This is a genomic window from Vicinamibacterales bacterium, assembly GCA_041659285.1.
Classification (GTDB): Bacteria; Acidobacteriota; Vicinamibacteria; order Vicinamibacterales; family UBA2999; genus 12-FULL-67-14b.
In genome coordinates this window covers 33,064-59,593 of sequence record JBAZYO010000003.1, presented here as the reverse complement: position 1 = coordinate 59,593, position 26,530 = coordinate 33,064, and the positions used below count along the sequence as shown (strand labels likewise).

Here is a 26,530-nt window from a genome sequence, read left to right as displayed (position 1 = left end):
TGGTGTTAGCGGGTGGCCGAAGCCAGCCCTCCCACTTGCCTATCCGACTACGTCGAGTCCCATCGAGCGCGCCGTGCCGGACACGGTGCGGACGGCCGATTCGATCGAATCGGTGTTGAGGTCGGGCATCTTCAGCTTGGCGATCTCCTCGACCTGCTTCGCCGTCACCTGGCCGACCTTGTTCTTGTTCGGCACCGCGGACCCCTTGGCGAGGTTCGCCGCGCGCTTCAGCAGCACCGACGCCGGCGGCGTCTTGGTGATGAAGGTGTACGAGCGGTCCGAGTAGATCGTCACCACCGCGGGAATGATCAGCCCGTCGTCCTTCGCCGTCCTGGCGTTGAAGGCCTTGACGAAGTCCATGATGTTGACGCCGTGCGGGCCGAGCGCCGTGCCCACGGGCGGGGCCGGAGTGGCCTTGCCGGCGGGAATCTGGAGCTTGACCATTGCCTGAACTTTTTTCGCCATTACAGTTTCTCAACCTGCAGAAAATCGAGCTCCACTGGTGTCGCGCGGCCGAAGATCGTAACCATCACCTTCAGCGTGTTCTTCTCGACGTTGACCTCGTCGACCGCGCCGTTGAAGCCGGTGAACGGGCCCTCGTTGATGCGCACCTGGTCGCCCTTGTCGAACGTGTACTTCGGCTTCGGCTTCTCCGCCGCCGTCTTGACCTGGTCGAGAATCTGCTCGACCTCTTCCTTGCTGAGCGGCGTCGGCTTCGAGCCGGCGCCGACAAATCCGGTGACCTTCGGCGTGTTCTTGACGACGTGCCACGCGTTGTCGGTCATGTTCATCTCGACCAGGATGTAGCCGGGGAAGAAGCGCTTGGAGGAGACCACCTTGCGGCCCCCGCGCATCTCGACGACATCCTCGGTCGGGATCAGGATCTCGCCAATCTCGTCGGCGAGCCCATATGCCTTCTTGCGCTCCTCGAGCGACTCGGCGACCTTCTTCTCGAAGCCCGAATAGGTGTGGACGATGTACCAGCTCTTGGTCGCGACGTCGGTCATTACGCGCCCCCGAAGCGGCGGAAGACCCATTCGGCCGCGCGGCCGAACAACAGGTCAACGCCAAACAGGTACACCCCGAAGAACACCGACGTGAGAATCACCACCACGGTTGTCGCGTAGACCTCGCGCTGCGACGGCCACGTGACCCGCTTCATCTCGTTGCGCACCTCGGAGAAAAACTCTCCCGCGCGCTGCCACCAGCCCAGCGGACCCTTCAGGGTCCGCTCGCCGGACTGTTCAATAGTCTCGGTGCTCATCGGTTCGCAAAGTGCCGCGTGCCGCAGTCATGAATGGCAGGCCAGGAGGGAATCGAACCCCCAACCCCCGGTTTTGGAGACCGGTGCTCTGCCAATTGAGCTACTGGCCTACGCGCCTACTTCTGCTCCTTGTGCGGCTGGTGTTTCCGGCAGAAACGGCAGTACTTCTTCATCTCGAGCCGCTCGGTGGTCTTCTTCTTGTTCTTCGTCGTGCTGTAGTTGCGGCGTTTGCACTCGCCGCACGCCAGCTGGATGATGTCTCTCATTGCTCAATCCTTGATTGTGCCGGGGTGCTGAAGCGCTGAAGGGCCGAGGTGCTTCCGCACCCGGGCACTCCATTACCGCAGCACCTGAGCACCAAACTACTCGATGATGTCCGTGACCGAGCCGGCGCCGACCGTGCGGCCGCCTTCGCGGATGGCGAACTTCGCGCCCTTTTCGAGCGCCACCGGGGCAATCAACTCGACGTTCACGCTGGTGTTGTCACCGGGCATGATCATCTCGACGCCTTCGTTCAGGTTCAACGTGCCGGTCACGTCGGTGGTGCGGAAGTAGAACTGGGGGCGGTAGCCGTTGAAGAACGGCGTGTGACGGCCGCCCTCTTCCTTGCTCAACACCACGACTTCGGCCTTGAACTTGGTGTGCGGCTTGATCGAACCGGGCTTGGCCAGCACCTGGCCGCGCTCGACGTCTTCCTTTTCCACGCCGCGCAGCAGGATGCCGACGTTGTCGCCCGCCTGGCCCGAGTCGAGCAGCTTGCGGAACATCTCGACGCCGGTGACGATCTTCTTCTCGCTCGGCTTGAAGCCGATGATCTCGACCTCTTCGCCGACCTTGACCTGGCCGCGCTCGATACGACCGGTGACCACCGTGCCACGGCCCGAGATCGAGAACACGTCTTCAATCGGCATCAGGAACGGCTTGTCGACGTCGCGCTGCGGCACCGGGATGTAGGTATCGAGCGCTTCCATCAGCTTGGTGACCGACTCGACGCCCTTGGGGTCGCCGTTGAGCGCGCCGAGCGCCGACACCCGAACCACCGGCAGGTCGTCGCCCGGGAAGCCGTAGCTCTTGAGCAGCTCGCGGACTTCGAGTTCGACCAGGTCCACCAGTTCGGTGTCGTCCACCGCGTCCACCTTGTTCAGGGCGACGACGATGTACGGCACGTTGACCTGCTTGGCGAGCAGGATGTGCTCGCGGGTCTGCGGCATCGGGCCGTCGATGCAGCTGACCACGAGGATGGCGCCGTCCATCTGCGCCGCGCCCGTGATCATGTTCTTGATGTAGTCGGCATGGCCGGGGCAGTCGACGTGCGCGTAATGACGAGTCGCCGTGCCGTATTCCACGTGGCTCGTCGCGATCGTCAAAATCTTGGTTTCGTCGCGGCGCCCCTGCGATTCCGAGGCCTTGGCGACCTGGTCGTAAGGGACGAACTTCGCCCAGCCCTTGTCCGCCGAAACCTTGGTCAGCGCCGCCGTGAGCGTCGTCTTCCCGTGGTCGATGTGGCCAATGGTGCCAACGTTGACGTGCGCTTTGGACCGATCAAACTTCTCTTTCGCCATGACTCGCCTTCGCTCGCTTCCTTACGACCCGGCCCCGTGCCGGCGTCGGTATCAAAGAAACCGGGGTACTGTTTCCCTGCCTGCTTACCTACGCGAAAAAGAATCCCGGTTTCTTTTTCGCAACAACTGGAGCTGATGACCGGGATCGAACCGGTGACCTCGTCCTTACCAAGGACGTGCTCTACCGACTGAGCTACATCAGCCTGAACGTTCATCAGCCGATTGTGGAGCGGGAGACGGGGATCGAACCCGCGACCAACAGCTTGGAAGGCTGTGACTCTACCACTGAGTTACTCCCGCCTTCGCGCCTCGCCACTCCACTTGCTCGGCGCTCTTCACGCCCTTCAAATCGTCCCCTTACGGGGGGTCTTGCCCGCCGAAGCTCGAAACGCTTTCCTGGCAACCCTCGCCTGCTTCAGGAGCGAGAGTTGGTGGGCAGGGAAGGATTCGAACCTTCGTAGCCACTGGGGCGACAGATTTACAGTCTGTTGCGATTGACCGCTCCGCCACCTGCCCCTTGTTACTTCCGAACCCTCCGGCGACACGGCATGCCAGCCGCATTGCGCGATGGGTTTCACGGTTAATGCTCGTGTTGAGGGTGACCCCTGCTTGTTGCTCCGTCCGTGTCTAGCGCGCGCTCAAAACAATGGAGCTGGCGAAGGGATTTGAACCCCCGACCGGCTGATTACAAATCAGCTGCTCTACCGGGCTGAGCTACGCCAGCCTAGACAAAACGGAAATGCTAGCACGTCTTGTGCCAGCCATGCAACCTGAAGGGACACGTATCTCGTACAGCAGTTCCTACTCTCCTCCGGGGTGCAAACGGCCGAGTCATCCTAGGACGACCCTGGCCTCCCCCGGCTCCGGCTCCGCCGCTGCCTGACCGCCTCATACAAGACAATCGCAGTCGCGGCCGAAACATTAAGACTTCCCACGTGGCCCAGCATGGGGATGCTGACCACCTGGTCACACCGTTCCCTCACGAGCCGTCGCAGCCCGTGACCCTCGGCGCCAACAACCAGCGCCGTCGGAAGAGTGAGATCCCATTCATAGTAGGACATTTCCGCGTCGGCGTCGAGTCCCACCGTCCAGACCCCCGCCTTTTTCAGCTCTTCGAGGGACCGGGCGATGTTCACCACGTCGGCCACCGGGACGTAATTGACGGCCCCGGCCGAGGCCTTGGCCGCCGCCCCGTCGAGCGCGGCCGCCCGGCGGGTCTGGCGCACCACGCCGGTGGCCCCGGAGGCGTCCACGGTCCGCAGGATGGCGCCCACGTTCTGCGGATCTTCGACCTCGTCGAGCACCACGATCAGCGGCGGCCCGGCCTCGCCCTTCGCCAGATCGTCAAGGGTGACCTCCGCGCGCCTGGCGACATCGGCCACCACGCCCTGGTGCGATCCGCCGCGCGACTCGTTGTCCAGCACCTCACGCGACACCCGCCGTACGCGAACGCCGCGGCGCGCGGCGTCGTCCAGGAGGCGCTGCAGGCGGTCGTCGGAGCGCTCCGCGACACGGATCTCCGTGACGCGGCCGCTCTTGATCGCCTCGGCGACCGGGTTGATTCCGTAAATGAGCATGGCAGTTCAGGAGGGTTTAACAAAAGACCTGACTCCTTGACTCTTGATCTCCTGTTAAGTCTACCGCTTCGGCGAAACGAGCTGTTCGACGTCGTGCATGCGCCCGTTCGCCATCACCTTGCGGACCTTCACGGTGTTGGCGATGTTGGCGAGCGGATCGCCGTCGATCATGATGATGTCGGCGAGCTTGCCCGCCTCGATCGTCCCGGCCTCGAGGCCAAGCGCCTTCGCCGGGTTCACCGTGGCGGTCTTGAGGATGTCGAAGGGCGCCATGCCGGCCATGCGATACGACATCAGCTCGCCATGTAGGTTCACCGCATTCGGCGTGTCGGTGCCGGCCACGACCAGACCGCCGGCTTTCATGATGTCGAGCACCATCTTGCCGCTGCCGCCGGTGGGATCGACGCCGCCGCTCGGACTTGGGGCGTTGGGCTGCGCCGCCACCTGGCGCTGGATCCAGCCCGGATAGAGCTTGAAGCGCGGATCCAGCTTCAGCGCCGGATCATCCTCGAACAGCTTGCGCGCGCCGCCGCCGGAGATCATCGGGCAGAAGATCCGCTGGCTCTTGCCGAACAGCTGCACCACATCCTCGTACGCGGTCTGCAGCGTCGCCTGCTTCGGCGAGTAGCCGCGGCGACTGGTCGCGGCGGTGTGCTCGGTGTTGTCCACGCCGACGAGCGAGGCCGGCCAGATCTCGTGCGTCGCCACCGGCACGCCGATGCTGTGGGCGAACTCGACCATGCGCTTCTGCTGCAGGTCGGGGAGGCGGACGTAGCTCTTGATCAGGTCGTGCTCGAGCACCTTGGCGCGCTGCAGTTCCATTTCGAACTGGCTGACGCTGGAAATCGCGATGCCCATCTTGTAGTAGACGCGGTTCCATTCCATCAGGTAGCCGGTGCCGTAGACGCGCGGGCCGGGGCGCACGCCCGCCTCATTCGCCTCGCGATCCTCCACCGCCTCGTACGGCGTATTTCCCGGGCTGCGCACCGTCGTCACGCCGAAGGCCAGCCAGGCGCGGCCCTGCGCTTCGCCGTAGTCCTTCTGCAGGTGCGAGTGGAACTCGACCAGGCCCGGCATCACGGTGAGGTTGGAGGCGTCCACCACCTGCGCCTTGGCGTGGTTCGCCGCCGCGTGCGCGACCACCGACACGATCTTGTTCCCCACCACCGTGATGTCCACGTTGCTCCGCGGCGTGGCCGTCTTCATGTCGAGCAGGCGGCCGGCATGGATGACAATCCGGGTCTTCGGGATGGCCGGCGTCCACGTCAGGTTCAACGGGACCGTCCTGGTCTCGCCGGTTTCGATGTCGACGATGCGCAGCTGATCGAGCGACTGGTAGAGGAGGTGCCGCGAGTCGCCCTGCCAGCTGGGCGCGTGCGCGCTTTCGGAGGTGACACGCCGCGGCGGCCCCTGGGGCTCCCCGCTCGCCGCCACCGGCCACACCGACAGCACGCCTTCGTAGATGGCCGCCATCTTGGTGCCGTCCGGCGACCACACCGGCCCGCCGCCGCCGCGCGAGTCGATCGAGAGCATCGGCACCGGGGCGTACCATTTGACGTCGCCGCCGGAAGCCGAAATCGTCTGCACCTGGTTGGTGCCCTCGCGGAAGCGCACCGTCATCGGCGCAATGCCGGCCAGCGCGATGCGCTTGCCGTCGGGCGACCAGGTCGGCGTGCCGGGCTGCGGCAGCGAGTCGTGAATCTTCGTGATCCGCCCGCTGTCGAGATCGAGGATCGACATCTCGGCGACGCGCCACATGCCGTCGACGTTGAAGAACGCGATGCGCTTGCCGTCGGGCGAGAACGAGGCGCCCTGCGGCTGCGTCGGGATGTTGGTCACCTTGCGGCTCTGACCGCTCTTCATGTCGCGAATCCAGAGCTGCAGCTGCTCGCTGTCCTTGTCGGAGGAATACACCAGCGACGAACCGTCGGGCGACCACGACGGGTCGGTGTCGAGCGCCGCGTCCCTGGTGACGTTGACGGCGGCGCCGCCGATCGGCATCACGTAGATGTCGCCGACCGCCGCGAAGGCGACCTGGGTGCCGTCCGGCGAAATCACCGGCCGCACGATGCCGAGCGCCTTGCGCGGCGCGGCGGAGGTGAAGTCGCGGACGCGGCGCGCGTATTCCGGGTGCGTCACCTGCATGGTCGCGGCGAAGTCGACCGTCTGCATGGGCAGGCCGGCGATGGAACGCTTGCGGATCCTGCCGTCAGACACGTAGATGATCTCCGTCGCCGATGCCCATGACGCGCGGAACGCGAACACGTTCTCGGGGCCGGTCACCGCCTTGCCGTCGATCTCGTAGCGGGTCTGGTTGGCCGCGGTCACGTGATACAGGAGCTGGCCGCCCGGTCCCCACGACGGCGCGTCAACGCGGCCGCCGGCCACGGTGCGCACCTTGCGCTCCGCTCCCGTCGCCACGTTGCTGACCCAAAGGCCTTCGTAGTTGTCGCGCGACGACGCGAACGCGATCTCGGTGTCGTCCGGCGACCACGTCGGCATGAAGTCCTCACCCGCGGCCTTGGTGACCTGGGTGATGGCGCCCGACCGCGTGTCGAGCATCCAGATGTTGTAGTCGCTGCCCAGCGGGTTGCCGCGGTCCGACGAGAACGCCACGCGCGTGCCGTCGTGCGACCAGATCGGCTCGCGATCGTCGAAGGTGCCCCACGTGAGCTTGCGCTGGTTGGAGCCGTCGGGGTTGATCGACCAGAGGTCGTAGCCGCCGTCGCGATACGCGAAGAAGGAGATGGTGCGGCCGTCGGGCGACCACATCGGCTGGCGCGCGTCGTTGAAGACGTCGGTGATGCGCGTCATGGCGCCGCCGCCGGCTGGCAGCGTCCAGATGCTGCCTTGCATGTCGGTGGCCAGGGTCCGGCCATCCGGCGAGATGGCCACGGACATTGACGTGCCTTCGTGGACGGTGACGTCGATGGCGGCGGGCGCCGCCGCCGCGGCGCGGCGAACCATGGGCTTCTGTTGAGCCTGGGCGGCGAGGGTGGCAACCATCGCCGCCGTGACGAGCAGAATGAATTGGCGCTTCATTGAGCGCATCTTACAGGAGGTCAGGGATTTAGCATCCTCGCCGCGAAAAGCGCCCGCTCCTGGCAACTCGCCACGCCTGCCAGGCCCGAGTCGCGCAGGTCAGCGGCGCGATCGATCGCGGGGACGATGAGGTCGAGCTCGGGGCCTTCGGCGGCGCCGGTCAGGATGACGCGAATGGGATGAAACAGCCCCTTGCCCTTGAGGCCGGTGCGCTCCTTCACCCGGCCCGCCACCGCGCGAAACGTGTCCTTGTCCACCAACCGTGCCCCGCCGCCAAGTTCGGCGGCGAGCGCGAACGCAACCTCGGGAAGGCCCGGCTCATTCTCGAGAGGAGCCCCCGGCTGCCGGAAGACGGCCTCGAGCCGATCCGCCAGCTGCGGCAGTCGGTCAACAGAGGTCGCCATTGCGGGGAGGACCTGCTCGAGCCAGGCGCGCGCGTCCGCCGACACCGGACCGACGATCTGGCCGCGCGCGCGCAAGTGCGGCTCGGCGAGCTGGGCCAGGCGATCGGGCGCGCACAGTTTCAGGTAATGCCGGTTCGCCCACGCCAGCTTGTCTTCATCAAACACGCCCGAGCTGTGGGACACATCTTCGAGCCGGAAGCGGCGCGCCAACTCCGCGGCCGGCAGCAACTCCTCGTTCTGCCCGGGCGACCAGCCAATCAGCGCCAAGTAGTTCACCAGCGCCTCGGGCAGGTAGCCCTTCTCCCGGAACTCGCGGACCGAGGTGGCGCCGTGGCGCTTCGACAGCGGCGCGTGGTCGGGCCCCATCACCAGCGACAAGTGGGCAAAAGCCGGCGGCGTGTAGCCGAACGCTTCGTACAGCAGGACCTGCCGCGGCGTGTTCGAGATGTGGTCCTCGCCGCGGATCACGTGCGTCACCTTCATCAGCTCATCGTCGATGACCACCGCGAAGTTGTAGGCGGGAATGCCGTCGGAGCGCACCAGGACCGGGTCGCCAATCACATCGGTGTGGAACGTAACCGGCCCACGGACCACGTCGTTGAAGGTGACCTCGCGGCCTTCGGGCACGCGCAGGCGGATCACCGCCGGCTCGCCGTTGGCGCGGCGGGCGGCCGCCTCGGCGAGCGGGATGTTCCGGCAGGTGCCGGCGTACTTCGGCGGCAACGCCGCGGCGAGCTGCGCCTTGCGCTGCGCCTCCAGCGTTTCCGCGGAGCAGAAGCAGTAGTAACCCTGGCCGTCCGCCAACAGGCGTTGGGCGTGGTCCGCGTAGGTCTGGAGCCGCTCGGTCTGGCGATACGGACCGAAGTCGCCGCCCGCCTCGACGCCCTCGTCCCACTGGAGGCCCATCCAGCGGAGATCGTTCAGGATGGCCTGCTCGGATTCCCTGGTGGACCGCTCGACATCGGTGTCTTCAATGCGCAGGATGAACGTGCCATTCTGACCGCGCGCGAGCAGCCAGTTGAACAGCGCCGTGCGCGCGTTGCCGACATGCAGGTGGCCGGTGGGCGAAGGGGCGAAGCGGACTCTCATGGACGTGCAGTCGATCTTACCAGCTTGAATCGCCTGCTTTGGCGTATCCTCGCGTGAAGCCGGAGTCCGGCTCGGTGTGGCACGATGCGCCGAACCCGGCACCCACCGAGAGGTGGCCTCCCAAGACGTCGAGGCGAGACTGACCATGTCGATCGAAGAGCTGCGGCTCGAGAGCGATCGCCGGCTGGCGACCGTGGTGTTCGTCGTCGTCCTGATCCCGGCCGTGTGGTTTGGCGCCGTCACCCCCAGCGACCGGGGCTTCTGGACTCTGGATGGCCTGGCGCCTCACGTGGCGTCGGCCGTGGTGGCGATCCTGGCACTCTGGTTCGTGCGGCGGGCGCGGACCCGGGCGCAGTTCTCCGGCGCCGTCTTCGCGGCTACGCTGGCCATTGTCCCGGTGTTCGTCACCATCGCCCTGCAACAGCCACAAGGCTGGTTCTACCAGCCGAGCCAGGCGATCCTGCCCTTGGTCGCGATGTACGGCGCGCTGCCCAACAGCGTGCTTCGGCAGGTCGTTCCACCGCTGCTGCTGACGGCGTTCTTGATGTTCGCGCGAATCTGGATGCCCGGGCGCGCCGACCAACCGTTGGGGGCCGATCTCGTCGTGCTCGCGCTCATCAATGCCATCGGCGTCGTCATGGTCCGGCGCCGCGCCGGCCTGCAGAACTGGGTGTCGGAGGCCTGGGACCGCGAGCGCGCGGCCCGGGCGGCGGCGGAACGCGCCCTCAACGAACTGCACACGCTGCGCGGCATCATCCCGATCTGCTCAAACTGCAAGAAGGTGCGTACCGACGCGGGCGACTGGCAGCAAGTCGAGCAGTATGTGCACGAGCACAGCGCGGCCCAGTTCTCGCATGGCATTTGCCCGGACTGTGCCCGGAAGTTGTATCCAGATATTCTGCCGCCCGACTCGGATTCCTGAAATCGGTCCCCGGCCCCTTCGTGCCGTTCGGGCTCAGGCCTGTGCAAGCAGCGCGACGGCGTGGCAGGCCATCGATTCGCCGCGGCCCATGCTGTCCACGCCCTCGTTGGTCTTGCCCTTCACGCTGACCGCTGCCGCATCCACCTGCAACGCCGCCGCGAGATTGGCGCGCATGGTTTCGAGGTACGGCAACAACTTCGGCTTCTGCGCGATGACGGTCACATCCACGTTCGAGACCCGATAACCCAGGGCGTGCACGTGCTCCAGGGCGCCGCGCAGCAAGGCGATGCTGTCGGCGCCTTGCCACTTGGGATCGGTGTCGGGAAACAGCCGGCCGATGTCGCCGGCCGCCGCCGCGCCGAGCACGGCATCGGTCACCGCATGGCACACGATATCGGCGTCGGAGTGGCCGTCGAGGCCGAGCTCGAAGGGAATGGTCACGCCGGCCAGGATCAGCCGCCGCCCCGGGACCAGCCGATGCAGGTCGTAGCCGTTACCGATGCGGATGCCGCCGGCACTGACGTGCCGGCCTTCCGGCACCAGGCGTCGCTGCGCTTCCGCCAAATCGTCCGGCGTGGTCACTTTGATGTTCCCTGGATCGCCATCGACGATATGGACCGGCAGGCCGAGACGTTCGACCAGCATCGCTTCGTCGGTGGCGTCGATGGCGTGACCGGCGTCGAGCGCGCGCGCCAGCACGTCCCGCCGGAACGCCTGCGGCGTTTGCGCCAGCAGCACCGACTCGCGCGGAATGGTCGCCGTGATCGGACGCGAGCCGTCAGGCGCGGTCGCTCCCGCCTGCTTCACGGTGTCGCGTACGGGGATGGCGGCAATCGCGGCGCCGTGCGCGCGCGCCGCGTCAATCGCGCGGCCAATGACCTCGCCGGTGACGAAGGGCCGGGCGGCGTCGTGAATCAGGATGATGTCGGCGCCGGCCGAGGTCTTCGCAAAGGCGTTGGCCACCGAGTCTTGCCGGCGGGCGCCGCCGGCCACAAAGGTCAGCGGCTTGCCGGCGCCGTGCGCCCACGCCGCCGCGGTGGCGTCCAGGTGGTCCGGCGGGACGGCGACTACGATCTCGTCGATGCGGCCGCTCGACGCCAGGGCGGCGATGCTCATGTCGAGAATGGATCGGCCACCGAGGTCGAGGAACTGCTTGGGGCGGTCGGCGCCGAGCCGGACGCCTCGCCCACCGGCGGCAATGATGGCGGCTACGTGCATGGGTACGGTGAATTGTACTCCGTGAGGTAGCATGGGCCCGCCGCCGTGTGCGGCGGGGAGCATTACCGATGATCACCAGACGCGACTTCGTGAAAACCGCTTCCGCCACCCTGGCGGCGGCGTCACCGCTCTCGGCAGAGATCCTGATCCAGCGCACGGTGCGCCCCGTGGTGATCTCCGACTACTCGGGGTGGGAATTCAAGAACGGCGGCACCGAGAACGCGGTGCAGCGCGCCTTCCGGCTGATCACCGAGGGCCAGGACGTCCTCGACGCGCTGATTGCCGGCGTGAACATCCCCGAGCTGGATCCGCTCGAGACCGGCATCGGCTACGGCGCGCTGCCCAACGCCGACGGCGTGATTCAACTCGACGCCTCGTGCATGCATGGCCCGAAGAAACGCGCCGGTGCCGTGGCCGCCATCGAGGGCGTCCGCACGCCGTCCCTCGTGGCCAAGGCGGTCATGGACGAAACCGATCACCACTTGCTGGTGGGGGCCGGGGCGCAACAGTTCGCGCGGGCCATGGGGTTCAAGATCGAGGACGACCTCAACACGGACCAGTCGCGCAAGCTGTGGCGCGAGTGGAAGCGACGCGTCGATCCGGAGCACTGGCTCGACCCTAACGGCGATGCGCGGAAGCCCAAGCCGAGGCACGAGAAGGACCCCGGCGACCTGGCGGCCCGCGGCCTCGCCGCCGGCCGCTCGATGGTGCGCGACGGCCTCATCCGCGAGGGCAGCTTCTGGGGCACCATCAACTGCGACGCCATTGGGCCGAACGGCGACCTGTGCGGCGTCACCACCACGAGCGGACTGGCGTGGAAGATCCCGGGGCGCACGGGCGACTCGCCCATCCTCGGCGCCGGGCTCTACGTGGACAACGAAGTCGGCGCGGCCGGCTCCACCGGACGCGGCGAGGCCAACCTCTACAACCTGTCGTCGTTCCTGATCGTCGAGGGGATGCGGCGCGGCCTGTCGCCGAAGGACGCCGGAATGGAGGCGCTCAAGCGCATCCGCGCCAACACCGTCGAGGCGCGGCTGCTCAACTCGAAGGGCAATCCCAACTACAACATCCGCTTCTTCGTGCTGAACAAGCGCGGCGAATACGCGGGTCTGGCGATGTATCACGCCGGCGAGACGAAGTACGCCGTGTGCACCGAGAACGGCGCGCAGGTCCTCGAACTCGAGCCCTTGCTGCCGGGCGCGCCGGAAGACTAGGCAGGCCGACATGAATCGACGGTCGTTTCTCAGTACGGCGTCAGGGCTGTTCGCCGCCCCGCCGTGATGAGCCGCGTGCTCCAGGAATCGGCCGGCCCGGCGATGCCCGGCGGCGTGCAGGTGGGCGACGTCACGCCGACCCGCGCAATGCTGTGGAGCGCGGCCGATCGCCCGGCGCGAATGATGGTGGAGATCGCGCGCGACGAGCGCTTCACGTCGCCGCGCCTGATCGAAGGTCCGGCCGCGCTCGCAACCACCGGCCTCACCGCCAAACTCGACCTCGGCGGCCTCACGCCTGGTGAGCCGGTCTTCTACCGGGTCTGGTTCGACGACCTCGCCCGCCCAGGGCTGCGCAGCGCGCCGGTGACCGGCCGATTTCGCGCCGCACCCACCGCCGCTCAACCGCTCACCATCTGCTGGTCGGGCGACGTCGTCGGCCAGGGCTGGGGCATCAACCCCGACTTCGGCGGCCTGCGCCTCTACGAGACCATGGCCCGGCACCACCCGGACCTGTTCATCCACTCCGGCGACATGATCTACGCCGACGGCCCGTTGCAGCCTGAGGTGAAGCTGGATGATGGCACCGTATGGAAGAACGTGATGACGCCGGCGAAGAGCAAGGTCGCCGAGACGCTGGACGAGTTCCGCGGCAACTACGCCTACAACCTGCTCGACACCCACGCCCGCGCCTTCAACAGCCAGGTGCCGATGGTGGTGCAGTGGGACGACCACGACGTGCTCAACAACTGGAGCCCAGGCACCGACCTGTCGGCACGCCCCGGCTACACCGAGCGCAGCATCGCGCTGCTGGCGGCGCGCGCCAAGCGGGCCATGTTCGAGTACCTGCCCATTCGATCGCATCCCGACGAGGCGGAACGCGTCTACCGCGCCTACCGGTACGGGCCGGTCGCCGAAGTGTTCGTGCTCGACCAGCGCAGCTATCGCGCCGCCAATGGCGCCAACCGTGAGGAAGCCGCGGGCCCCGCCACGCGCATGATGGGCGACGCGCAGGTGGCGTGGCTCAAGCAGGGCCTTGGCGCGTCCACCGCCACGTGGAAGATCATCGCCAGCGACATGCCCCTCGGCCTGCTCGTCGGCGATGGGCAGGTGAACGGCGTGCCGGCGTGGGAAGCGTGGGCCAACGGCCCCGGCGGGCCGCTCGGCCGCGAACTCGAGATCGCCGACCTGCTGTCGTTTATTCGCCGGCAGCGCGTGCGGAACGTGGTGTGGGTGACGGCGGACGTGCACTACTCCGCCGCGCACTTTTACGATGCGAAGGCGGCGGTGTTCAAGGACTTCACGCCGTTCTGGGAATTCGTGGGAGGGCCGCTCCATGCGGGCACGTTCGGACCCAACGCCGCGGACCCTACCTTCGGCTGCACCCAGGTGTTCAACAGCCCGCCCGCGGGCATGAAGCCGAACCGACCGCCCAGTGAAGGCCTTCAGTTTTTCGGCACGCTGACCATCGACCCGCGCACGCGGCGGATGACGGCGGCGCTGTGGAACCTGAAGAACGAGCGGCTGTGGAGCCAGGAACTGGACGCCGAGAAGTAGCCGACCAACTGGAGTGACCGTCATGAACCGTACCCTCACCTTCCTCTCGGGACTCGTGCTGATCGTCGCCCTCGGTACGCTGACCTGGGCGCAGCCGGCCTCGTCCGTGTCGATCGACGCACTGATGGAGACGTCGTTCGAAACCGACCTCATCGCCGCGCCCACCGGCGGCCGCATTGCCTGGGTGTCGAGCAACAGCGGCGTGCACAACCTGTGGGTGGCCGATCCACCGGATCACAAGGCCCGCGCGGTGACGGCCGACACCGGCGATAGCGGGCTGTGGATCACCGAGCCGGGCTTCACTAGTGACGGCAAGACCCTGGTGTATGTGCGCGGTGACGGCGCCAATCGACAGGGCGAGTCGCCGAACCCAGCGCAGTTGCAGGACGGAACGGACCAGGCGGTCTACGCCGTCGCGATCGATGGCGGAGCGCCGCGCCGTCTCGGGCCCGGCAACGGTCCGGCCGCGTCGCCGCGCGGCCAGCGCGTGGCGTGGGTGTCGCGCGGACAGATCTGGAGCGTGGACCTCGCCTCGCCGGACGACAAGCCGGCGCAGCTGGTGAACGCGCGCGGTTCCGCGTCGGGCCTGGCGTGGTCGCCGGACGGATCGATGCTCGCCTTCACCAGCGGCCGCGGCACGCACAGCTACACCGGCGTGTTCACGCTCGCCGGCCGCGACTTGCACTACCTCGACCCGTCGCTCGACCGCGACGTCAACGCCGCATGGTCACCGGATGGATCGCGCCTCGCTTGGATCCGGCAGGCCGCCGCACCGCGCGCGCGAATGTTCTCGCCCCGCCGCGACGTGGATGAGCCGTGGTCGCTGCGCGTGGCCGACGTGAAGTCCGGACAGGCGCGCGAGGTGTGGAAGGCCACTAAGGGCTACGGCAGCGCCTTCCAGGGCGTGGTCGCCGACAGCCAGGTGCATTGGGGCGCGGGCGATCGCCTGGTGTTCCCCTGGGAAAAGGACGGCTGGCTCCACCTCTATTCGGTTCCGGCCAAGGGCGGCCAGGCCACGCTGCTCACGCCCGGCGAGTTCGAGGTTGAGTACGTAAGCCTGAGTCCAGACGGCTCGCGGATGGTCTACAACTCGAACCAGGACGACATCGATCGCCGGCGCGTGTGGACGGTGCCCGTTGACGGTTCGGCGAAACCGGTGGCGATCACGAAGGCCGGCATCAGCTGGCAGCCGTCGGTCACGAGCGATGGCCAGACGGCGATGCTGCATTCCGACTGGATGATGCCACCGCAGGTGCTGGTGGTGAACCCGGCCGGCGCCGGCCACTCGCTGGCCGAGACGATGCCGCCGGATTCGTATCCCGCGAAGCAATTGGTGGAACCGCAACCGGTGATGGTGACCGCCACCGACGGCATGCCCATCCACGCGCAGCTGTTCGTGCCGCGCGACCTCAAGGCCGGCGAGAAGCGCCCCGGCCTGATCTTCTTCCACGGCGGCTCGCGCCGGCAGATGCTGCTCGGCTGGCACTACAACTACTACTACCGGAACGCCTATGCGATGAACCAGTGGCTGGCGAGCCAGGGCTACGTGGTGCTGTCGGTGAACTACCGCAGCGGCATCGGCTACGGCCTCGAGTTCCGCGAAGCGCTGAACTTCGGCGCCTCCGGCGGCGCCGAGTTCAACGACGTGATGGGGGCCGGCCTCTACATGAAGAGCCGGCCTGACGTGGATCCGTCCCGCATCGGGCTGTGGGGCGGCTCTTACGGCGGCTACCTCACCGCAATGGGCCTGTCGCGCGCCTCGAACCTGTTCGCCGCCGGCGTCGACTTCCACGGCGTGCACGACTGGAACCAGGGCATCCGCACGTTTCAACCCGACTACAACGTGCTCGATGATCCGGACTTCTCGCGCCGCGCCTTCGCCTCGTCACCGATGGCGAGCGTCGATGGCTGGAAGTCGCCGGTGCTGCTCATCCACGGCGACGACGACCGCAACGTCTCGTTCATCGAGTCGATCAACCTGATCATCGCGCTGCGCAAGCGGGGCGTGGATGTCGAGCAGCTCGTGTTCCCAGACGAAGTCCACGACTTTCTGCGACACCAGAACTGGGTTCGCGGCTACAAAGCAGCCGCCGAGTTCTTCAACCGGAAGCTCAAGCACCGGTCAAACTAGGGCCGCAGATTACGCCGATTCACTCCCGCGCGACTCGCAGGACACCAGTTCGCCGAGCGACGCTTCGCGTCGCTGGTGAAATCGGTGTAATCGGTGGCTGTCTTAGGACGCCAGTCGCGCGGTTTCGCGGCCACCGGCAATATCGGCAATGCGGCTTGCCGTGATGTCGAGCACGCGCTGCATCTGCGCTGGAGCGATCTCCGCAGGCGCGTAGACCACCACCAGCGCCTCGGTGGTGGCAGTCGTCACCATCGTGCGCGCCGAATCCGAGGTCGGGTTCCCGAACGCGCCCACGCTGTCGGCCATCGTGATCCGGCCGCCCACATTCACATCGTCCTTGCGAATGCCCGCGTACGACTCCCCTGCCGCGCCCAGGCGCATGGTGACCGGACCAACGACCTTCGAGAGATCGTAAAGGCCGTACGGCAACTGGAACTCGAGCGAGCACCAGTTAACGATGTCCACCAGCGAGTTGATCCGCGGCATGGTGTCGCCCTTGCGCACGCGGCGCAGCAGCGCCTCGTTCGACGGCCGCGTCTTGGTGGGATCGATGCCGACGCGCTTGTACATGGTGCGGACCGCGGCCGACTCGGCCGGCGGCGACAGCCGAACGCGCGCCTCGGCCTCGGCCAGCAGCGGATCGAGCCGGTGTTCGTGCGACACCACCGTGGCGCCGGTCCACCACAGGAGCCCCGGCCGCACGATGCCCGCTACGTCTGACGCCAGGGTGAATTCAGCCACCCAAGTCCGCCTTCGCTCCTGAACCGTCCGAGCTTCGGCGCGACGTCGCGCCACCGGCCTCCGGCCGCGTGCGCGACGCCTCGGCTTCCACGGCGGGGCGAATCACCTCGCGCACCTGATCGGCCAGCTCGCGGACCTGGGCGGCCGACGGCTCGAGGGTGGCGGCCGGCGCAATCGGCTCGTGCACGATCAGCGTGACGTGCCCGGGCCGGGTGGTGAGCTCACCCTTTTTCATCACGTGCCGGCTGCCAACGACGGAGATCGGGACCAGCGGCAGGCCCGCCTGCATCGCCAGCATGATGCTGCCGCCCTTGAACTTCCCCATCATGCCGTCGCCGCTGCGCGTGCCCTCGGGGAACACGATCAGCGACAGGCCGTTGGACGTGAGCCGGCTCGCCCACCCGAAGATCCCGGCCTTGTCGGGCCGGCTGCGGTCCACCAGCATGTGACCGGTGCGCTTCAGGTGCGGCCCCAGCATGGGAAAGCTGCCGAGCGATTCTTTCGCGATGATGCGGAGCTGAAACGGGATTGACCAGAACAGCACCGGGATGTCGTAGATGCTCTGGTGATTCGCCACGAACACGTAGGTCTTGCCCGGCACCAGCCGGTCCAGGCCCTTGACCGTGACGTCCACGCCGGTGGTCGCCAGGATGAGCCACGACCACGCCCGCGCGCACCCGTGCGCGAAGTGGCCGCGCCGATCGAAGAAGCTCGAGGTAATCGAGGCGATGCCGAGCACGACGGTATAGACGGCGATCGTCGGGATCAGCCAGAGGATCGTGCGGAGTAAATGGAACGACAATGTGGTGATTTGGTGATTTGGCGATCTAGTGATCTTTGGCGACGATCGGGGACGGCGACACCACGGCCTGCAGCGACGACGCCGGCGTGGCGGCTTGCGCGGGCCGGAGGGCCGGGGCCGGTGAGCCGCCCGGCTCGAGGTAGCGCCCGAAGATCATCTTCCCGGCCGTGGTCTGCAGCACGCTGGTCACGACGATGTCGATGGTCTTGCTGATCATCTTGCGCGCGTTGTCCACGACCACCATGGTGCCATCGTCCAGGTAGGCGACGCCCTGGTTGTATTCCTTGCCTTCCTTGAGGATGAAGACCTTCATGACCTCGCCCGGCAGCACCACCGGCTTGAGGGCGTTGGCCAGCTCGTTGATGTTGAGCACGGCGACGCCGCGCAGTTGCGCCACCTTGTTGAGGTTGAAGTCGTTGGTGACGATCTTGCCCGACAGGGTGCGCGCCAGTTCGATCAGCTTGAGATCGACTTCGCGCACATCGGGGAAGTCCACGTCGGAGATCACCACGTCGATGCCGGCCATCTTCTGGATCTTCTGCAGGATGTCGAGGCCGCGGCGGCCGCGGTTCCGCTTCATCGAATCCGACGAATCGGCCACCATCTGCAGCTCCTTCAGCACGAACTGCGGGATGACCATGGCGCCGTCGATGAAACCGGTTTCGCACAGGTCGGCAATGCGGCCGTCGATGATCACCGAGGTGTCGAGAATCTTGTAGTGCCGGTCAGGGCCGGCGGTGTGGAACAGCGTCATCAACCGCGACGGCTCGAGCCACTCGCCCTTGCGCCCGCCGAGCACCACGCCGATGTACGGGAACACCAGCAGGATGAAGCTGTGAAGGAAGGCGACGCGCGGGTCGCCGTGGTCAATCCAGAACAGCGCCGCGCTGATGCCCTTGGCGAGGAGCAGGCCGACGGCGCCGCCGATGAACGCCCCGATGATGAGGGTGACCGCGGTGTGGCGCAACTGCCACTCGAAGCCGACCGACAGCGCCGCCAGGGCGACGCCAAACCCGACGTTGAGGAGCGGATCGCTCCCCATCGGCCGCAACATGAATGCGGAAGTGGCGACCGCCGCGATGAATGCAAGCCGCGCGAGTATGAACCAGGCCATATCAAGGCCCCGCGAAACCGCGGGGAGTATCCGGCAACCTTAGAACCGCTTGGGTAGCAAGGTCAAGCAAGGAGCATGTCGAGCGCCTCGCCGACCGAGCGGACGCCGACCAGTTCCACCTTCGCGCTTTGCGCTTCGGTGGACTCGCCGAAGCCTTGGCCGAGGCGGTCAGCCTTGCCCGCTTCTTCACTCGCGTCGATGTTCGACGCCGGCAGGACGATGCGGGTGAAGCCCATTTGTTCGGCCTCGCGGATCCGCAGGTTGGCCTGGGCCACGCCGCGGATCTCGCCGCCGAGGCCGACTTCGCCGAACACCGCCGTGCCGGTGGCCACCGGGCGGTTCCGCAAGCTGGATCCGACGGCCGCGACGATGCCGAGGTCCACCGCCGGCTCGTCGATGCTCATGCCGCCGGCGATGTTCACGAACACATCGTCCGACACCAGGTGGAGGCCGGCGCGCTTTTCGAGCACGGCGAGCAGAAGCGACAGCCGGTTCTGGTCGATGCCCACCGCCATGCGGCGCGAGGTGCCGTAGCTGCTGGTGCTGACGAGAGCCTGCACCTCGACCAGGAGCGGACGCGAGCCTTCGAGGCAGCACAGCACGGCGGAGCCGGGCGTCGCCGTGGGTCGCTCGGCCAGGAACATCGCCGACGGGTTCGCCACCGGCCGCAGCCCGGCGCCGGTCATCTCGAACACGCCGAGCTCGCTGATGGCGCCGAACCGGTTCTTGACCGCGCGCACGACGCGGTGCGAGTGATGCCGCTCGCCTTCGAAGTAGAGCACCGTGTCGACGACGTGCTCGAGCGCCTTGGGGCCCGCGATGTTGCCGTCCTTGGTGACGTGGCCAACCAGGAAGGTCGGAATGTTGTGACCCTTGGCCATGAACAGGAACTGCGTCGCCGCCTCGCGGACCTGGCCAATGCTGCCGGGCGCCGACTGGAACTTCAGCGAGAACACCGTCTGCACCGAGTCGACGATCAGGAGTGCCGGCTTGACGCGGCCGACTTCCTCGAGGATGCGCTCGATGCAGGTCTCGGCGAGCAGGTAGAGCGGCGCGTCACCGACGCCGAGGCGATCGCCGCGCGACTTGATCTGGTGCTCGGACTCCTCGCCCGACGCGTAGAGCACCGGGCCGAAGGTGTTGGCGAAGTTGGCCGCCGCCTGCAGGAGCAGGGTGGACTTGCCGATGCCGGGCTCGCCGCCGAGCAGCATCAGCGACCCCGGCACGATGCCGCCGCCCAGCACGCGATCGAATTCGTTGATGCCGGTGGTGAGGCGATCGGCGTCCGAGGCCTCGATGTCGGCGTACTTCTTGGCGCCGTGCGAGACCACCCCGAGCGTCGAGTAGCGATGCTCGGTCGGGCCGGCGCTCGGCTCGACCACCCGTTCCTCCACGAACGAGTTGAACGCGCCGCAGTCGTGGCACTTGCCCTGCCACTTGGGCTGCTGGGTGCCGCACTCCTGGCAGACGAATACCGGTTTATTGGCTTGCTTCATTTCCAGTCAATACTTTCGCTCAACGCGGGCACCGAGGCGGCAGAGAATCTCATACGGGATGGTCCCAATCCACGCCGCCATTTCACGGGCATCAATGGACTGCTGCGGCTCGCTGCCCTGCGATCCGAGAAACACCACTTCATCTCCCGGGCCGACGGCGTCGATGTCGGTGACGTCGGCGGTCAGCATGTCCATGCTCACGGCGCCGACGATGGGCGCGCGGCGGCCGCGGATCAGCACGGCACCCCGTCCCTCCAGCCGCCGATCCAGTCCGTCAGCGTAACCCGCGGGAATGACAGCCAAGGTCACGGCCCGATCGGCGGTGAACCGGCTCCCGTAGCCAACGCCCTCGCCGGCGCGCACGCCCTTGACGGCGACTACCCGGCTGGTCAGCGACATCACCGGCGTCAGCGCCAGCGTCGAGGCGAGCGGCGGCGGCACCAGCCCGTACAGCAGCAAGCCCGGGCGCACGAAGTCGTACCAGACGCGCGAATCGCGCAGCAGCGCCGCGGAGTTCGCCGCGTGGCGCACCCGCGGGCCCGCGCCCAGGTCGTCGAGCACGCGGCAGGCCGCCTCGAACCGCGTGCGCTGTTCATCAAACAGCGCGTGGCCCGGTTCGTCGGCGCTGCCGAAGTGGGTGTGCACCGCGTCCAGCGACAGGTTGGCGCTCGACAGCAACGCCGGCAGCGTCCGCCGCAGGTTGTCGTGTCGGAACCCGAGACGGTTCATCCCGGTGTCGATCTTGAGGTGATAGTGCAGGGTGGTCTTGCGCTGCGCGGCGGCGGCCTGCAGCGCCGCGCCGGCGGCCGGGCTGGAGATGGTCGGCGTCAGGCCGTGAGCGAACACCCCGTCCACGTCACTCACGCTCAGCGCGCCAAACACGAGAATGGGGGCGTGAATGCCCGACCCGCGCAGGTCCACACCCTCTTCGATGTCGGCGACGGCGAGCATGGTGGCGCCGGCCGCCTCCAGCGTCCTGGCGACATGACGCGCGCCATGGCCGTAGGCATTGGCCTTGACCACCGCGATGATGCCTGGCGGCCGCACCGGCCCGCGGCCCGCCCCGCGGTTGAGCGACGCCTCGTCCTGCAGGTATGAGCCGATGGCGCGGAAATTCCGGTCGAGGGCGGCGAGGTCAACGCGCGCCGCGGTGCAGCGGGTCATGGCGAGGGCCGTTAGTCGTCGGAGGTCGCGTAGCCGGGGCCCGAGTAGTTCGCGAACCGGGTCTGCTCGCGCAGGAACGTCAGCTTGATCGTCCCGGTTGGGCCGTTGCGCTGCTTGGCGATGATGATCTCGGCGACGCCATCGGAGTCGGCCGGCTGATCGTCGGTCTTGTACATCTCCTCGCGGAAGATCATGGCGACCACGTCGGCGTCCTGCTCGAGGGCGCCCGACTCACGCAGGTCAGACAGCATCGGCCGCTTGTCGGAACGCGCTTCCGGGGCCCGCGACAGCTGCGACAGCACGATGATCGGCACGCTCAGTTCCTTGGCCAGGCCCTTGAGCGAGCGGGAGATTGACGCCAGTTCGAGGTTGCGGTTCTCGAACCGGCCGCGGCCGGTCATCAACTGGACGTAGTCGATCGCGAGCAGGTTCAGGCCGTGCTCGGCCTTGAGGCGGCGCGCCTTGGCCCGCATCTCCATCACGCCGATGCCGGCGGTGTCGTCCACGAACAGCTGCCCTTCGCTCAAGGTCTCCAGCGCGTGCGTGATCTGCCCGTATTCCTTCTGCCCGATCTGTCCGCTCAGCAACCGGTAGGTGTCGATCTTCGCCTCCGACGCGAGCATGCGCATGAACAGCGATTCTTTCGACATTTCCAGGCTGAAGAAGCCGGCCACGCCGCCGTGCGTGGCGACGTACTGGCAGATGTTGAGGACCAGACTGGTCTTCCCCATCGACGGGCGGGCCGCGACGATCACCAGATCGCCGGGCTGCAGGCCGCGGGTCTTCTTGTCGATGTCGTCGAAGCCGGTGGGCACGCCGGTGACGAAGGTCTTGTTCTCGAACAGCTTCTCGATCTTCGGAAAGCTGTCGCGCACCAGGTCGCGCATCGGGACGAAGCCGGTCTTGATGCGGTCCTCGGCCACCCCGAAGATCGCCGCCTCGGCCTCGTCCAGGATCAGGTCGGCTTCCTGGTCGGCCTCGTAGGCGCTGGCGGTGATCTTGTTCGCCGAGAAGATCAACGCCCGCAGGGTCGCCTTCTCCTTGACGATTTGGGCGTAGTACTCGACGTTGGTCGACCGCGGCACGCCGTCCACCAGCGACGCGACGTAGGCGGGGCCGCCGACCTCGTCCAGCTCACTTGCCCGCTCGAGCTCTTCCTTCAGGGTGACCAGGTCGATCGGCTGGCTGCGCTCCGACAGGTCGGCCATCCGCTCGAAGATGCGGCGGTGCGCATCGCGGAAGAACGCCTTGGCGTCGAGCATCGCCGCGGCGACGTTGTAGGTGTCGTTGTCGATCAGGATCGCGCCCAGGACGGACCGTTCCGCTTCGAGGTTGTGCGGGAGCGTGCGTAGAGCTGGTGCGGTTGCGGTTTCGGCCATGTCGTGCGGGATCGAAAGTATAGCGCGGACAAACCTCGCGGGTTGTCGCGGCGCGGCGGGTTGACCGCTGGAAAAAAGAAAAGGCCGGACGCCCGTGGCGCCCGGCCTTGAAACCAACGTTCGGTCGTACGCCCTTTAGGCGGCTTTGACGACCGTGATCTTGAGCTGCGCCGTCACGTCGCGGTGCAACTTCACCGGCACGTGCGCTTCACCTAGTGCGCGCAGCGGGTCCGGCAACAAGATCTTGCGGCGATCGACGTCGAAGCCCTTTTCTTTCAGGAGCTCCGCGATGTCGGCGTTGGTCACCGAACCGTAGAGGGTGTCGTTGTCGCCGACCTTGCGGCCAATCTGCAGGTCGAGCGCCACGAGCCGATCGGCCAGCGCTTCGGCGGCCACGCGCTCTTCACCTTCACGCGCTTCGGCAATCTTCCGCTCGCGCGCGATCCAGTTCTTGTTCGCGGGGGTGGCCAGCAGGGCCAGCTTCCGCGGCAGCAGGTAGTTGCGGGCGTAGCCGTCGGCGACCTTGACGACGTCGCCGCGCTCACCCACGTGTTCAACGTGGTCTCGGAGAATGACTTCCATGATTCGCGTTCTCCCTTAATCCGCCGCGTACGGCAGCAGCGCCAGCTGGCGCGCCCGGACGATGGCCACGCGGAGCCCGCGCTGATGCTTCGCGCAGGTCCCGGAAATCCGGCGCGGCAATACCTTGCCACGCTCGGGAACGAAGCCGCTCAGCAGCTTGACGTCCTTGTAGTTGATGTCGTCGATCTTGTCCGCGCAGAACTTGCAGACCTTCCGGCGCCGGAAAAATCCGCCGCCTCGACGCTTGTCGCCGCCCTTGGCGTCCTTGGCATCCTTGCCACGGGCTCCGCCCGGGCCGCCTCGCTTGGGTCCACCGAATGCCATGTTAAGCCTCCATCTCCCCGCCGTCGAACATCAAGTCGCCGGAATCGTCGTTATCTTCACCCTGCGGTCCCTCACCCGGCTGACGGTCGGGGGGGAGGCCACGCGCCACGCGGCGGCGGCGCGATTCTTCGGTGCGCTTGGTGCGCATGCGCTCGGCCTTGATCGCCGCCTCGTCGACGCGGACGATCAGGTGGCGCAACAGGCCTTCGGTCACCTTCAGCCGGCGATCGATTTCCTTCATCAACTCGGCCGAGCCGGTGATCACTTCGAGGACGTAGAAGCCTTCTTTGTGATGCCCGATCTCATACGCGAGCCGGCGACGCCCCCAGGGCGCCACGTTCTCGGTCTTGTCGATGGTGCCGCCCAGGCGTTCGACGATGTCGGCGACCTGCTTGTGCATGTCGGCGACCTCCGTCTCGGGCGCGTCCGGCTTGAGGACGTAGATCAATTCGTACGTTCGACTGCTCATTCACTGTCTCCTTGTGGACACGCCTTCGCGCTTCGCGCTTCGGCGGTGCAGGCACCGTGAAGCAGGTCACGTTCGACGAGGCCACACTCGTGGCAAGGAGAACCGGTCTGCACTACGCAGGGTCCGGGTCTTGCTTTTCCGCTGCGTTGAACACGTTCATCACGCGTTCGATGCCCTCGGAGAGAAACATCTCCGCGGCATCGGCGGCCCGCAACACGGCCGCCGAAACTGTTTCGCGCTCGCCGGCTTCGAACCGGCCCAGCACGTGATCCGCGAGGTCGCGGCGGTTGTCGCCGCGCCCCACCCCCACCCGCACGCGCGGAAACGCCGGCGTGCCGAGGTGCTCGATGATCGACTTCAACCCGTTGTGCCCGCCGGCGCCGCCGTCACGCCGCGCCCGCAACCGCCCGAGCGGCAGCGCCACGTCGTCGGTCACCACGAACACCTCGGCGGGCTCGATCTGGTAGAAGCCCGCCAGCCCGGCCACCGCGTGGCCGCTCAGGTTCATGAACGTCAGCGGCTTGGCGACGAGCACCGGCTCGCCGCCCGCCACCGTCTTGATGTACAGCGCCCCGAACTTCTCGCGCCACCCATCCTGCACCCGCCAGCGGTTGGCCAACTCGTCGGCGACGAGAAAGCCCACGTTGTGACGGGTGTCGCGGTACTCGGAACCGGGATTGCCGAGCCCGACGACAAGCTTCATTACTTCTTCTTGTCGTCCTTCTTCTTGTCGTCCTTCTTCTCGGCCTTGGCGCCTTCGCCTTCCTTGTCGGTCTTGCCCTTCTTGAGCACTTCCGGTTCGGCCGCGCCGCCGGCGGGGGCGGCAGCCGCCGCGCCTTCAGCGCCAGGCACCACCGCTTCCTCGACCGCCTTGATGGTGATGATGTGGACGAGCATGAGGTCGGAATCGGTCACCGGGGTCCAGGCCGCGTTGGCCGCGACGTCGCGCACGTGGATGGCGCCGCCAATGCCGAGGTCGGTGATATCCACTTCGATCGAGTTCGGAATCTCGGCCGGGAGCACTTCGACTTCAATCTCGCGGTGCACGAAGTCGAGCACGCCGCCGTCCTGCTTCACGCCACGGGACTCGCCACGCAGGGTGATCGGCACGGTGACCTTGATCTTGCGGTCCATGTTGACGCGGTAGAAGTCGGCGTGGAGCAGGTGATCCGACACCGGGTCGAGCTGCACGTTGCGGACCAGCACGCGGGCCTCGTTGCCACCGGCGATCTTCAGCGTGATCAGGGTGTTGAGGCCTGAGCTGGAGTGGAGGATCTTCATGAACGGCTTGGGATCCACCGCCACCGCTTCCGGCGCCGGCGCATCGCCGGCCTTCTGGGCGCCGTAGACCACGGCCGGGATCTTGCCGGCCACGCGGAGACGCCGCGCTTCGTTCTTGCCCCTGGTGTTGCGGGTGACTGCGTCGAGAACTGCTTCCATGACCTGACTACCTTCCTCGGGCTTCGGCTGCGGCCTACACCCTTTGCCGAGTTAAACGAACAGTGATGAAACGGAGGTTTCTTCGTGGATGCTGCGGATGGCCTGGCCGAGCAGTCGCGCCACCGACAGCACGACGATCTTCTGGCACTTGGCCCGGTCCGCGGTGAGCGGAATCGTGTTGGTGATGATCAGCTTGTCGATCGGCGCCTTCTCGATGCGATCGATCGCCGGACCGGAGAGCACGCCGTGGATGGCGCAGGCCAGCACCCGCTCGGCGCCCGAGTCTTTCAGCGCCTGCGCCGCCTTCTGGATGGTGCCCGCCGTGTCGATGATGTCGTCGGCGATCACGCAGGTGCGGCCGGCCACCTCGCCGATGACGTTCATCACTTCGGCGGTGCCGTCTTCGCTGCGGCGCTTGTCGATCACGGCCAGTTCGGCGTCGAGACGCTTGGCGTAGGCGCGGGCGCGCTCGGCGCCGCCGGCGTCGGGCGCGACGATGGTCAGCTTCTCGTACGACTGGCGCGAAAGGTAGTCGATGATCACCGGCGCCGCAAACAGGTGGTCCACCGGCAGGTCGAAGAAGCCCTGGATCTGCGCCTTGTGCAGGTCCATGGTCAGCACGCGGTTCACGCCCGAGGCGGTGAGCACGTTGGCCACCAGCTTGGCGGAAATCGGCACGCGCGGCTTGTCCTTGCGGTCCTGTCGGGCATAGCCGTAGTACGGAATGACGGCGGTGATCCGGGCCGCGGACGACCGGCGGAACGCGTCGGTCATGATCATCAGCTCCATCAGGTGAGGATCCACCGGAGCGCAGGTCGGCTGGATGATGAAGACGTCGGTGCCGCGGATGTTTTCGTCGATCTGGAACGAGACTTCGGTGTCGGGAAACCGGCGGAGGCGTGCCTGTCCGAGCTCCACCCCGAGGAACTCGGCGATCTCAGCCGCGAGTTGCGGGTGAGCACTGCCTGAGAAGACTTTCAGTTCTCCGAAACCGGTTGGTCGCATTTGCTCATCACTGGAGTTCAGTTCAATTGCCCTGCGG

The 26,530-nt window shown here is 66.9% G+C and carries 25 protein-coding genes and 5 tRNA genes; 4 read left to right on the top strand and 26 right to left on the bottom strand.

Annotated elements, in window-relative coordinates:
• Positions 1–39 precede the first annotated feature (39 nt).
• The 13 genes from rplK to gltX form a co-directional block, all read right to left on the bottom strand.
• Positions 40–465 carry a 50S ribosomal protein L11 gene (gene rplK / locus WC815_05175; GenBank protein MFA5908146.1) on the bottom strand — a complete coding sequence of 142 codons (426 nt, stop codon included), beginning with the start codon at positions 463–465 and terminating at the stop codon, positions 40–42.
• A complete protein-coding gene (nusG, locus tag WC815_05170; GenBank protein ID MFA5908145.1) occupies positions 465–1,007 on the bottom strand; it encodes a transcription termination/antitermination protein NusG in 543 nt (180 codons plus the stop codon). The genes rplK and nusG overlap by 1 nt, the downstream gene beginning before the upstream one ends.
• Positions 1,007–1,264: a preprotein translocase subunit SecE gene (secE, locus tag WC815_05165; GenBank protein ID MFA5908144.1), complete on the bottom strand. Its 258-nt coding sequence runs from the start codon at positions 1,262–1,264 to the stop codon at positions 1,007–1,009. Before secE ends, nusG begins: the two co-directional genes overlap by 1 nt.
• Positions 1,265–1,298: 34 nt before the next feature.
• Positions 1,299–1,374: transfer RNA gene (locus WC815_05160), tRNA-Trp, on the bottom strand.
• A gap of 6 nt (positions 1,375–1,380) precedes the next feature.
• On the bottom strand, positions 1,381–1,530 hold the full coding sequence (gene rpmG / locus WC815_05155; GenBank protein ID MFA5908143.1) for a 50S ribosomal protein L33: 150 nt from the start codon (positions 1,528–1,530) through the stop codon (positions 1,381–1,383).
• A 96-nt stretch (positions 1,531–1,626) separates the two neighbouring features.
• Entirely contained in the window at positions 1,627–2,826 is a 1,200-nt protein-coding gene (gene tuf, locus WC815_05150; protein MFA5908142.1) for an elongation factor Tu, read from the bottom strand.
• A gap of 127 nt (positions 2,827–2,953) precedes the next feature.
• Positions 2,954–3,029, bottom strand: a tRNA-Thr gene (locus tag WC815_05145).
• Between the two features lie 22 nt (positions 3,030–3,051).
• A tRNA-Gly gene (locus WC815_05140) sits at positions 3,052–3,126 on the bottom strand.
• Positions 3,127–3,255: 129 nt separating this feature from the next.
• Positions 3,256–3,342 (bottom strand) — tRNA-Tyr (locus WC815_05135).
• Between the two features lie 131 nt (positions 3,343–3,473).
• A tRNA-Thr gene (locus tag WC815_05130) sits at positions 3,474–3,550 on the bottom strand.
• 112 nt (positions 3,551–3,662) lie between these two features.
• The gene (rlmB, locus tag WC815_05125) at positions 3,663–4,403 is read right to left on the bottom strand and encodes a 23S rRNA (guanosine(2251)-2'-O)-methyltransferase RlmB (protein ID MFA5908141.1); all 741 of its coding nucleotides are present in this window, start codon (positions 4,401–4,403) and stop codon (positions 3,663–3,665) included.
• Positions 4,404–4,463: 60 nt separating this feature from the next.
• Positions 4,464–7,445, bottom strand: coding sequence for an amidohydrolase family protein (locus WC815_05120; GenBank protein MFA5908140.1), 2,982 nt, complete (start codon positions 7,443–7,445; stop codon positions 4,464–4,466).
• A gap of 20 nt (positions 7,446–7,465) precedes the next feature.
• Positions 7,466–8,938, bottom strand: coding sequence for a glutamate--tRNA ligase (gltX, locus tag WC815_05115; protein ID MFA5908139.1), 1,473 nt, complete (start codon positions 8,936–8,938; stop codon positions 7,466–7,468).
• Positions 8,939–9,083: 145 nt separating this feature from the next.
• Between gltX and WC815_05110 the strand changes: the two genes are divergently transcribed.
• Positions 9,084–9,860 (top strand): hypothetical protein, encoded by a 777-nt coding sequence (locus tag WC815_05110; protein ID MFA5908138.1) that lies wholly within the window; start codon positions 9,084–9,086, stop codon positions 9,858–9,860.
• A 33-nt stretch (positions 9,861–9,893) separates the two neighbouring features.
• On the opposite strand, the gene ispD is transcribed toward WC815_05110, so the two are convergent.
• Positions 9,894–11,078, bottom strand: coding sequence for a 2-C-methyl-D-erythritol 4-phosphate cytidylyltransferase (gene ispD / locus WC815_05105; protein MFA5908137.1), 1,185 nt, complete (start codon positions 11,076–11,078; stop codon positions 9,894–9,896).
• A 68-nt stretch (positions 11,079–11,146) separates the two neighbouring features.
• Here ispD and WC815_05100 point away from each other — a divergent pair, with 68 nt between their 5' ends.
• From WC815_05100 to WC815_05090, 3 genes are all read left to right on the top strand, one after another.
• Entirely contained in the window at positions 11,147–12,292 is a 1,146-nt protein-coding gene (locus WC815_05100) for a N(4)-(beta-N-acetylglucosaminyl)-L-asparaginase (protein ID MFA5908136.1), read from the top strand.
• Positions 12,293–12,367: 75 nt separating this feature from the next.
• A complete protein-coding gene (locus WC815_05095) occupies positions 12,368–13,846 on the top strand; it encodes an alkaline phosphatase D family protein (GenBank protein ID MFA5908135.1) in 1,479 nt (492 codons plus the stop codon).
• A 22-nt stretch (positions 13,847–13,868) separates the two neighbouring features.
• Entirely contained in the window at positions 13,869–15,977 is a 2,109-nt protein-coding gene (locus WC815_05090) for a prolyl oligopeptidase family serine peptidase (protein MFA5908134.1), read from the top strand.
• 102 nt (positions 15,978–16,079) lie between these two features.
• On the opposite strand, the gene WC815_05085 is transcribed toward WC815_05090, so the two are convergent.
• From WC815_05085 to WC815_05030, 12 genes are all read right to left on the bottom strand, one after another.
• Complete coding sequence (locus tag WC815_05085) at positions 16,080–16,718, bottom strand: phenylalanine--tRNA ligase beta subunit-related protein (protein MFA5908133.1); 639 nt, start codon at positions 16,716–16,718, stop codon at positions 16,080–16,082.
• On the bottom strand, positions 16,711–17,520 hold the full coding sequence (locus WC815_05080; GenBank protein ID MFA5908132.1) for a lysophospholipid acyltransferase family protein: 810 nt from the start codon (positions 17,518–17,520) through the stop codon (positions 16,711–16,713). The genes WC815_05085 and WC815_05080 overlap by 8 nt, the downstream gene beginning before the upstream one ends.
• A gap of 25 nt (positions 17,521–17,545) precedes the next feature.
• A complete protein-coding gene (locus tag WC815_05075) occupies positions 17,546–18,634 on the bottom strand; it encodes a PIN domain-containing protein (GenBank protein MFA5908131.1) in 1,089 nt (362 codons plus the stop codon).
• A gap of 62 nt (positions 18,635–18,696) precedes the next feature.
• A complete protein-coding gene (gene radA / locus WC815_05070; protein MFA5908130.1) occupies positions 18,697–20,130 on the bottom strand; it encodes a DNA repair protein RadA in 1,434 nt (477 codons plus the stop codon).
• Positions 20,131–20,136: 6 nt separating this feature from the next.
• On the bottom strand, positions 20,137–21,294 hold the full coding sequence (gene alr, locus WC815_05065; GenBank protein MFA5908129.1) for an alanine racemase: 1,158 nt from the start codon (positions 21,292–21,294) through the stop codon (positions 20,137–20,139).
• A gap of 11 nt (positions 21,295–21,305) precedes the next feature.
• Positions 21,306–22,673, bottom strand: coding sequence for a replicative DNA helicase (gene dnaB, locus WC815_05060; protein ID MFA5908128.1), 1,368 nt, complete (start codon positions 22,671–22,673; stop codon positions 21,306–21,308).
• 135 nt (positions 22,674–22,808) lie between these two features.
• Entirely contained in the window at positions 22,809–23,255 is a 447-nt protein-coding gene (gene rplI / locus WC815_05055) for a 50S ribosomal protein L9 (protein MFA5908127.1), read from the bottom strand.
• A gap of 15 nt (positions 23,256–23,270) precedes the next feature.
• The gene (gene rpsR, locus WC815_05050; protein ID MFA5908126.1) at positions 23,271–23,579 is read right to left on the bottom strand and encodes a 30S ribosomal protein S18; all 309 of its coding nucleotides are present in this window, start codon (positions 23,577–23,579) and stop codon (positions 23,271–23,273) included.
• Position 23,580: 1 nt separating this feature from the next.
• Complete coding sequence (gene rpsF, locus WC815_05045) at positions 23,581–24,048, bottom strand: 30S ribosomal protein S6 (GenBank protein ID MFA5908125.1); 468 nt, start codon at positions 24,046–24,048, stop codon at positions 23,581–23,583.
• A gap of 112 nt (positions 24,049–24,160) precedes the next feature.
• The gene (gene pth, locus WC815_05040; protein ID MFA5908124.1) at positions 24,161–24,751 is read right to left on the bottom strand and encodes an aminoacyl-tRNA hydrolase; all 591 of its coding nucleotides are present in this window, start codon (positions 24,749–24,751) and stop codon (positions 24,161–24,163) included.
• Positions 24,751–25,488, bottom strand: coding sequence for a 50S ribosomal protein L25 (locus WC815_05035; GenBank protein ID MFA5908123.1), 738 nt, complete (start codon positions 25,486–25,488; stop codon positions 24,751–24,753). Before WC815_05035 ends, pth begins: the two co-directional genes overlap by 1 nt.
• Before the next feature lie 51 nt (positions 25,489–25,539).
• The gene (locus tag WC815_05030; protein ID MFA5908122.1) at positions 25,540–26,493 is read right to left on the bottom strand and encodes a ribose-phosphate pyrophosphokinase; all 954 of its coding nucleotides are present in this window, start codon (positions 26,491–26,493) and stop codon (positions 25,540–25,542) included.
• Positions 26,494–26,530 lie beyond the last annotated feature (37 nt).

Bases quoted from the DNA above. Each gene is read 5' to 3' on its own strand.
- rplK (MFA5908146.1), bottom strand. From the start codon at position 465: ATGGCGAAAAAAGTTCAGGCAATGGTCAAGCTCCAGATTCCCGCCGGC.
- nusG (MFA5908145.1), bottom strand. From the start codon at position 1,007: ATGACCGACGTCGCGACCAAGAGCTGGTACATCGTCCACACCTATTCG.
- secE (MFA5908144.1), bottom strand. From the start codon at position 1,264: ATGAGCACCGAGACTATTGAACAGTCCGGCGAGCGGACCCTGAAGGGT.
- rpmG (MFA5908143.1), bottom strand. From the start codon at position 1,530: ATGAGAGACATCATCCAGCTGGCGTGCGGCGAGTGCAAACGCCGCAAC.
- tuf (MFA5908142.1), bottom strand. From the start codon at position 2,826: ATGGCGAAAGAGAAGTTTGATCGGTCCAAAGCGCACGTCAACGTTGGC.
- rlmB (MFA5908141.1), bottom strand. From the start codon at position 4,403: ATGCTCATTTACGGAATCAACCCGGTCGCCGAGGCGATCAAGAGCGGC.
- WC815_05120 (MFA5908140.1), bottom strand. From the start codon at position 7,445: ATGAAGCGCCAATTCATTCTGCTCGTCACGGCGGCGATGGTTGCCACC.
- gltX (MFA5908139.1), bottom strand. From the start codon at position 8,938: ATGAGAGTCCGCTTCGCCCCTTCGCCCACCGGCCACCTGCATGTCGGC.
- WC815_05110 (MFA5908138.1), top strand. From the start codon at position 9,084: ATGTCGATCGAAGAGCTGCGGCTCGAGAGCGATCGCCGGCTGGCGACC.
- ispD (MFA5908137.1), bottom strand. From the start codon at position 11,078: ATGCACGTAGCCGCCATCATTGCCGCCGGTGGGCGAGGCGTCCGGCTC.
- WC815_05100 (MFA5908136.1), top strand. From the start codon at position 11,147: ATGATCACCAGACGCGACTTCGTGAAAACCGCTTCCGCCACCCTGGCG.
- WC815_05090 (MFA5908134.1), top strand. From the start codon at position 13,869: ATGAACCGTACCCTCACCTTCCTCTCGGGACTCGTGCTGATCGTCGCC.
- WC815_05075 (MFA5908131.1), bottom strand. From the start codon at position 18,634: ATGGCCTGGTTCATACTCGCGCGGCTTGCATTCATCGCGGCGGTCGCC.
- radA (MFA5908130.1), bottom strand. From the start codon at position 20,130: ATGAAGCAAGCCAATAAACCGGTATTCGTCTGCCAGGAGTGCGGCACC.
- alr (MFA5908129.1), bottom strand. From the start codon at position 21,294: ATGACCCGCTGCACCGCGGCGCGCGTTGACCTCGCCGCCCTCGACCGG.
- dnaB (MFA5908128.1), bottom strand. From the start codon at position 22,673: ATGGCCGAAACCGCAACCGCACCAGCTCTACGCACGCTCCCGCACAAC.
- rplI (MFA5908127.1), bottom strand. From the start codon at position 23,255: ATGGAAGTCATTCTCCGAGACCACGTTGAACACGTGGGTGAGCGCGGC.
- rpsR (MFA5908126.1), bottom strand. From the start codon at position 23,579: ATGGCATTCGGTGGACCCAAGCGAGGCGGCCCGGGCGGAGCCCGTGGC.
- rpsF (MFA5908125.1), bottom strand. From the start codon at position 24,048: ATGAGCAGTCGAACGTACGAATTGATCTACGTCCTCAAGCCGGACGCG.
- pth (MFA5908124.1), bottom strand. From the start codon at position 24,751: ATGAAGCTTGTCGTCGGGCTCGGCAATCCCGGTTCCGAGTACCGCGAC.
- WC815_05035 (MFA5908123.1), bottom strand. From the start codon at position 25,488: ATGGAAGCAGTTCTCGACGCAGTCACCCGCAACACCAGGGGCAAGAAC.
- WC815_05030 (MFA5908122.1), bottom strand. From the start codon at position 26,493: ATGCGACCAACCGGTTTCGGAGAACTGAAAGTCTTCTCAGGCAGTGCT.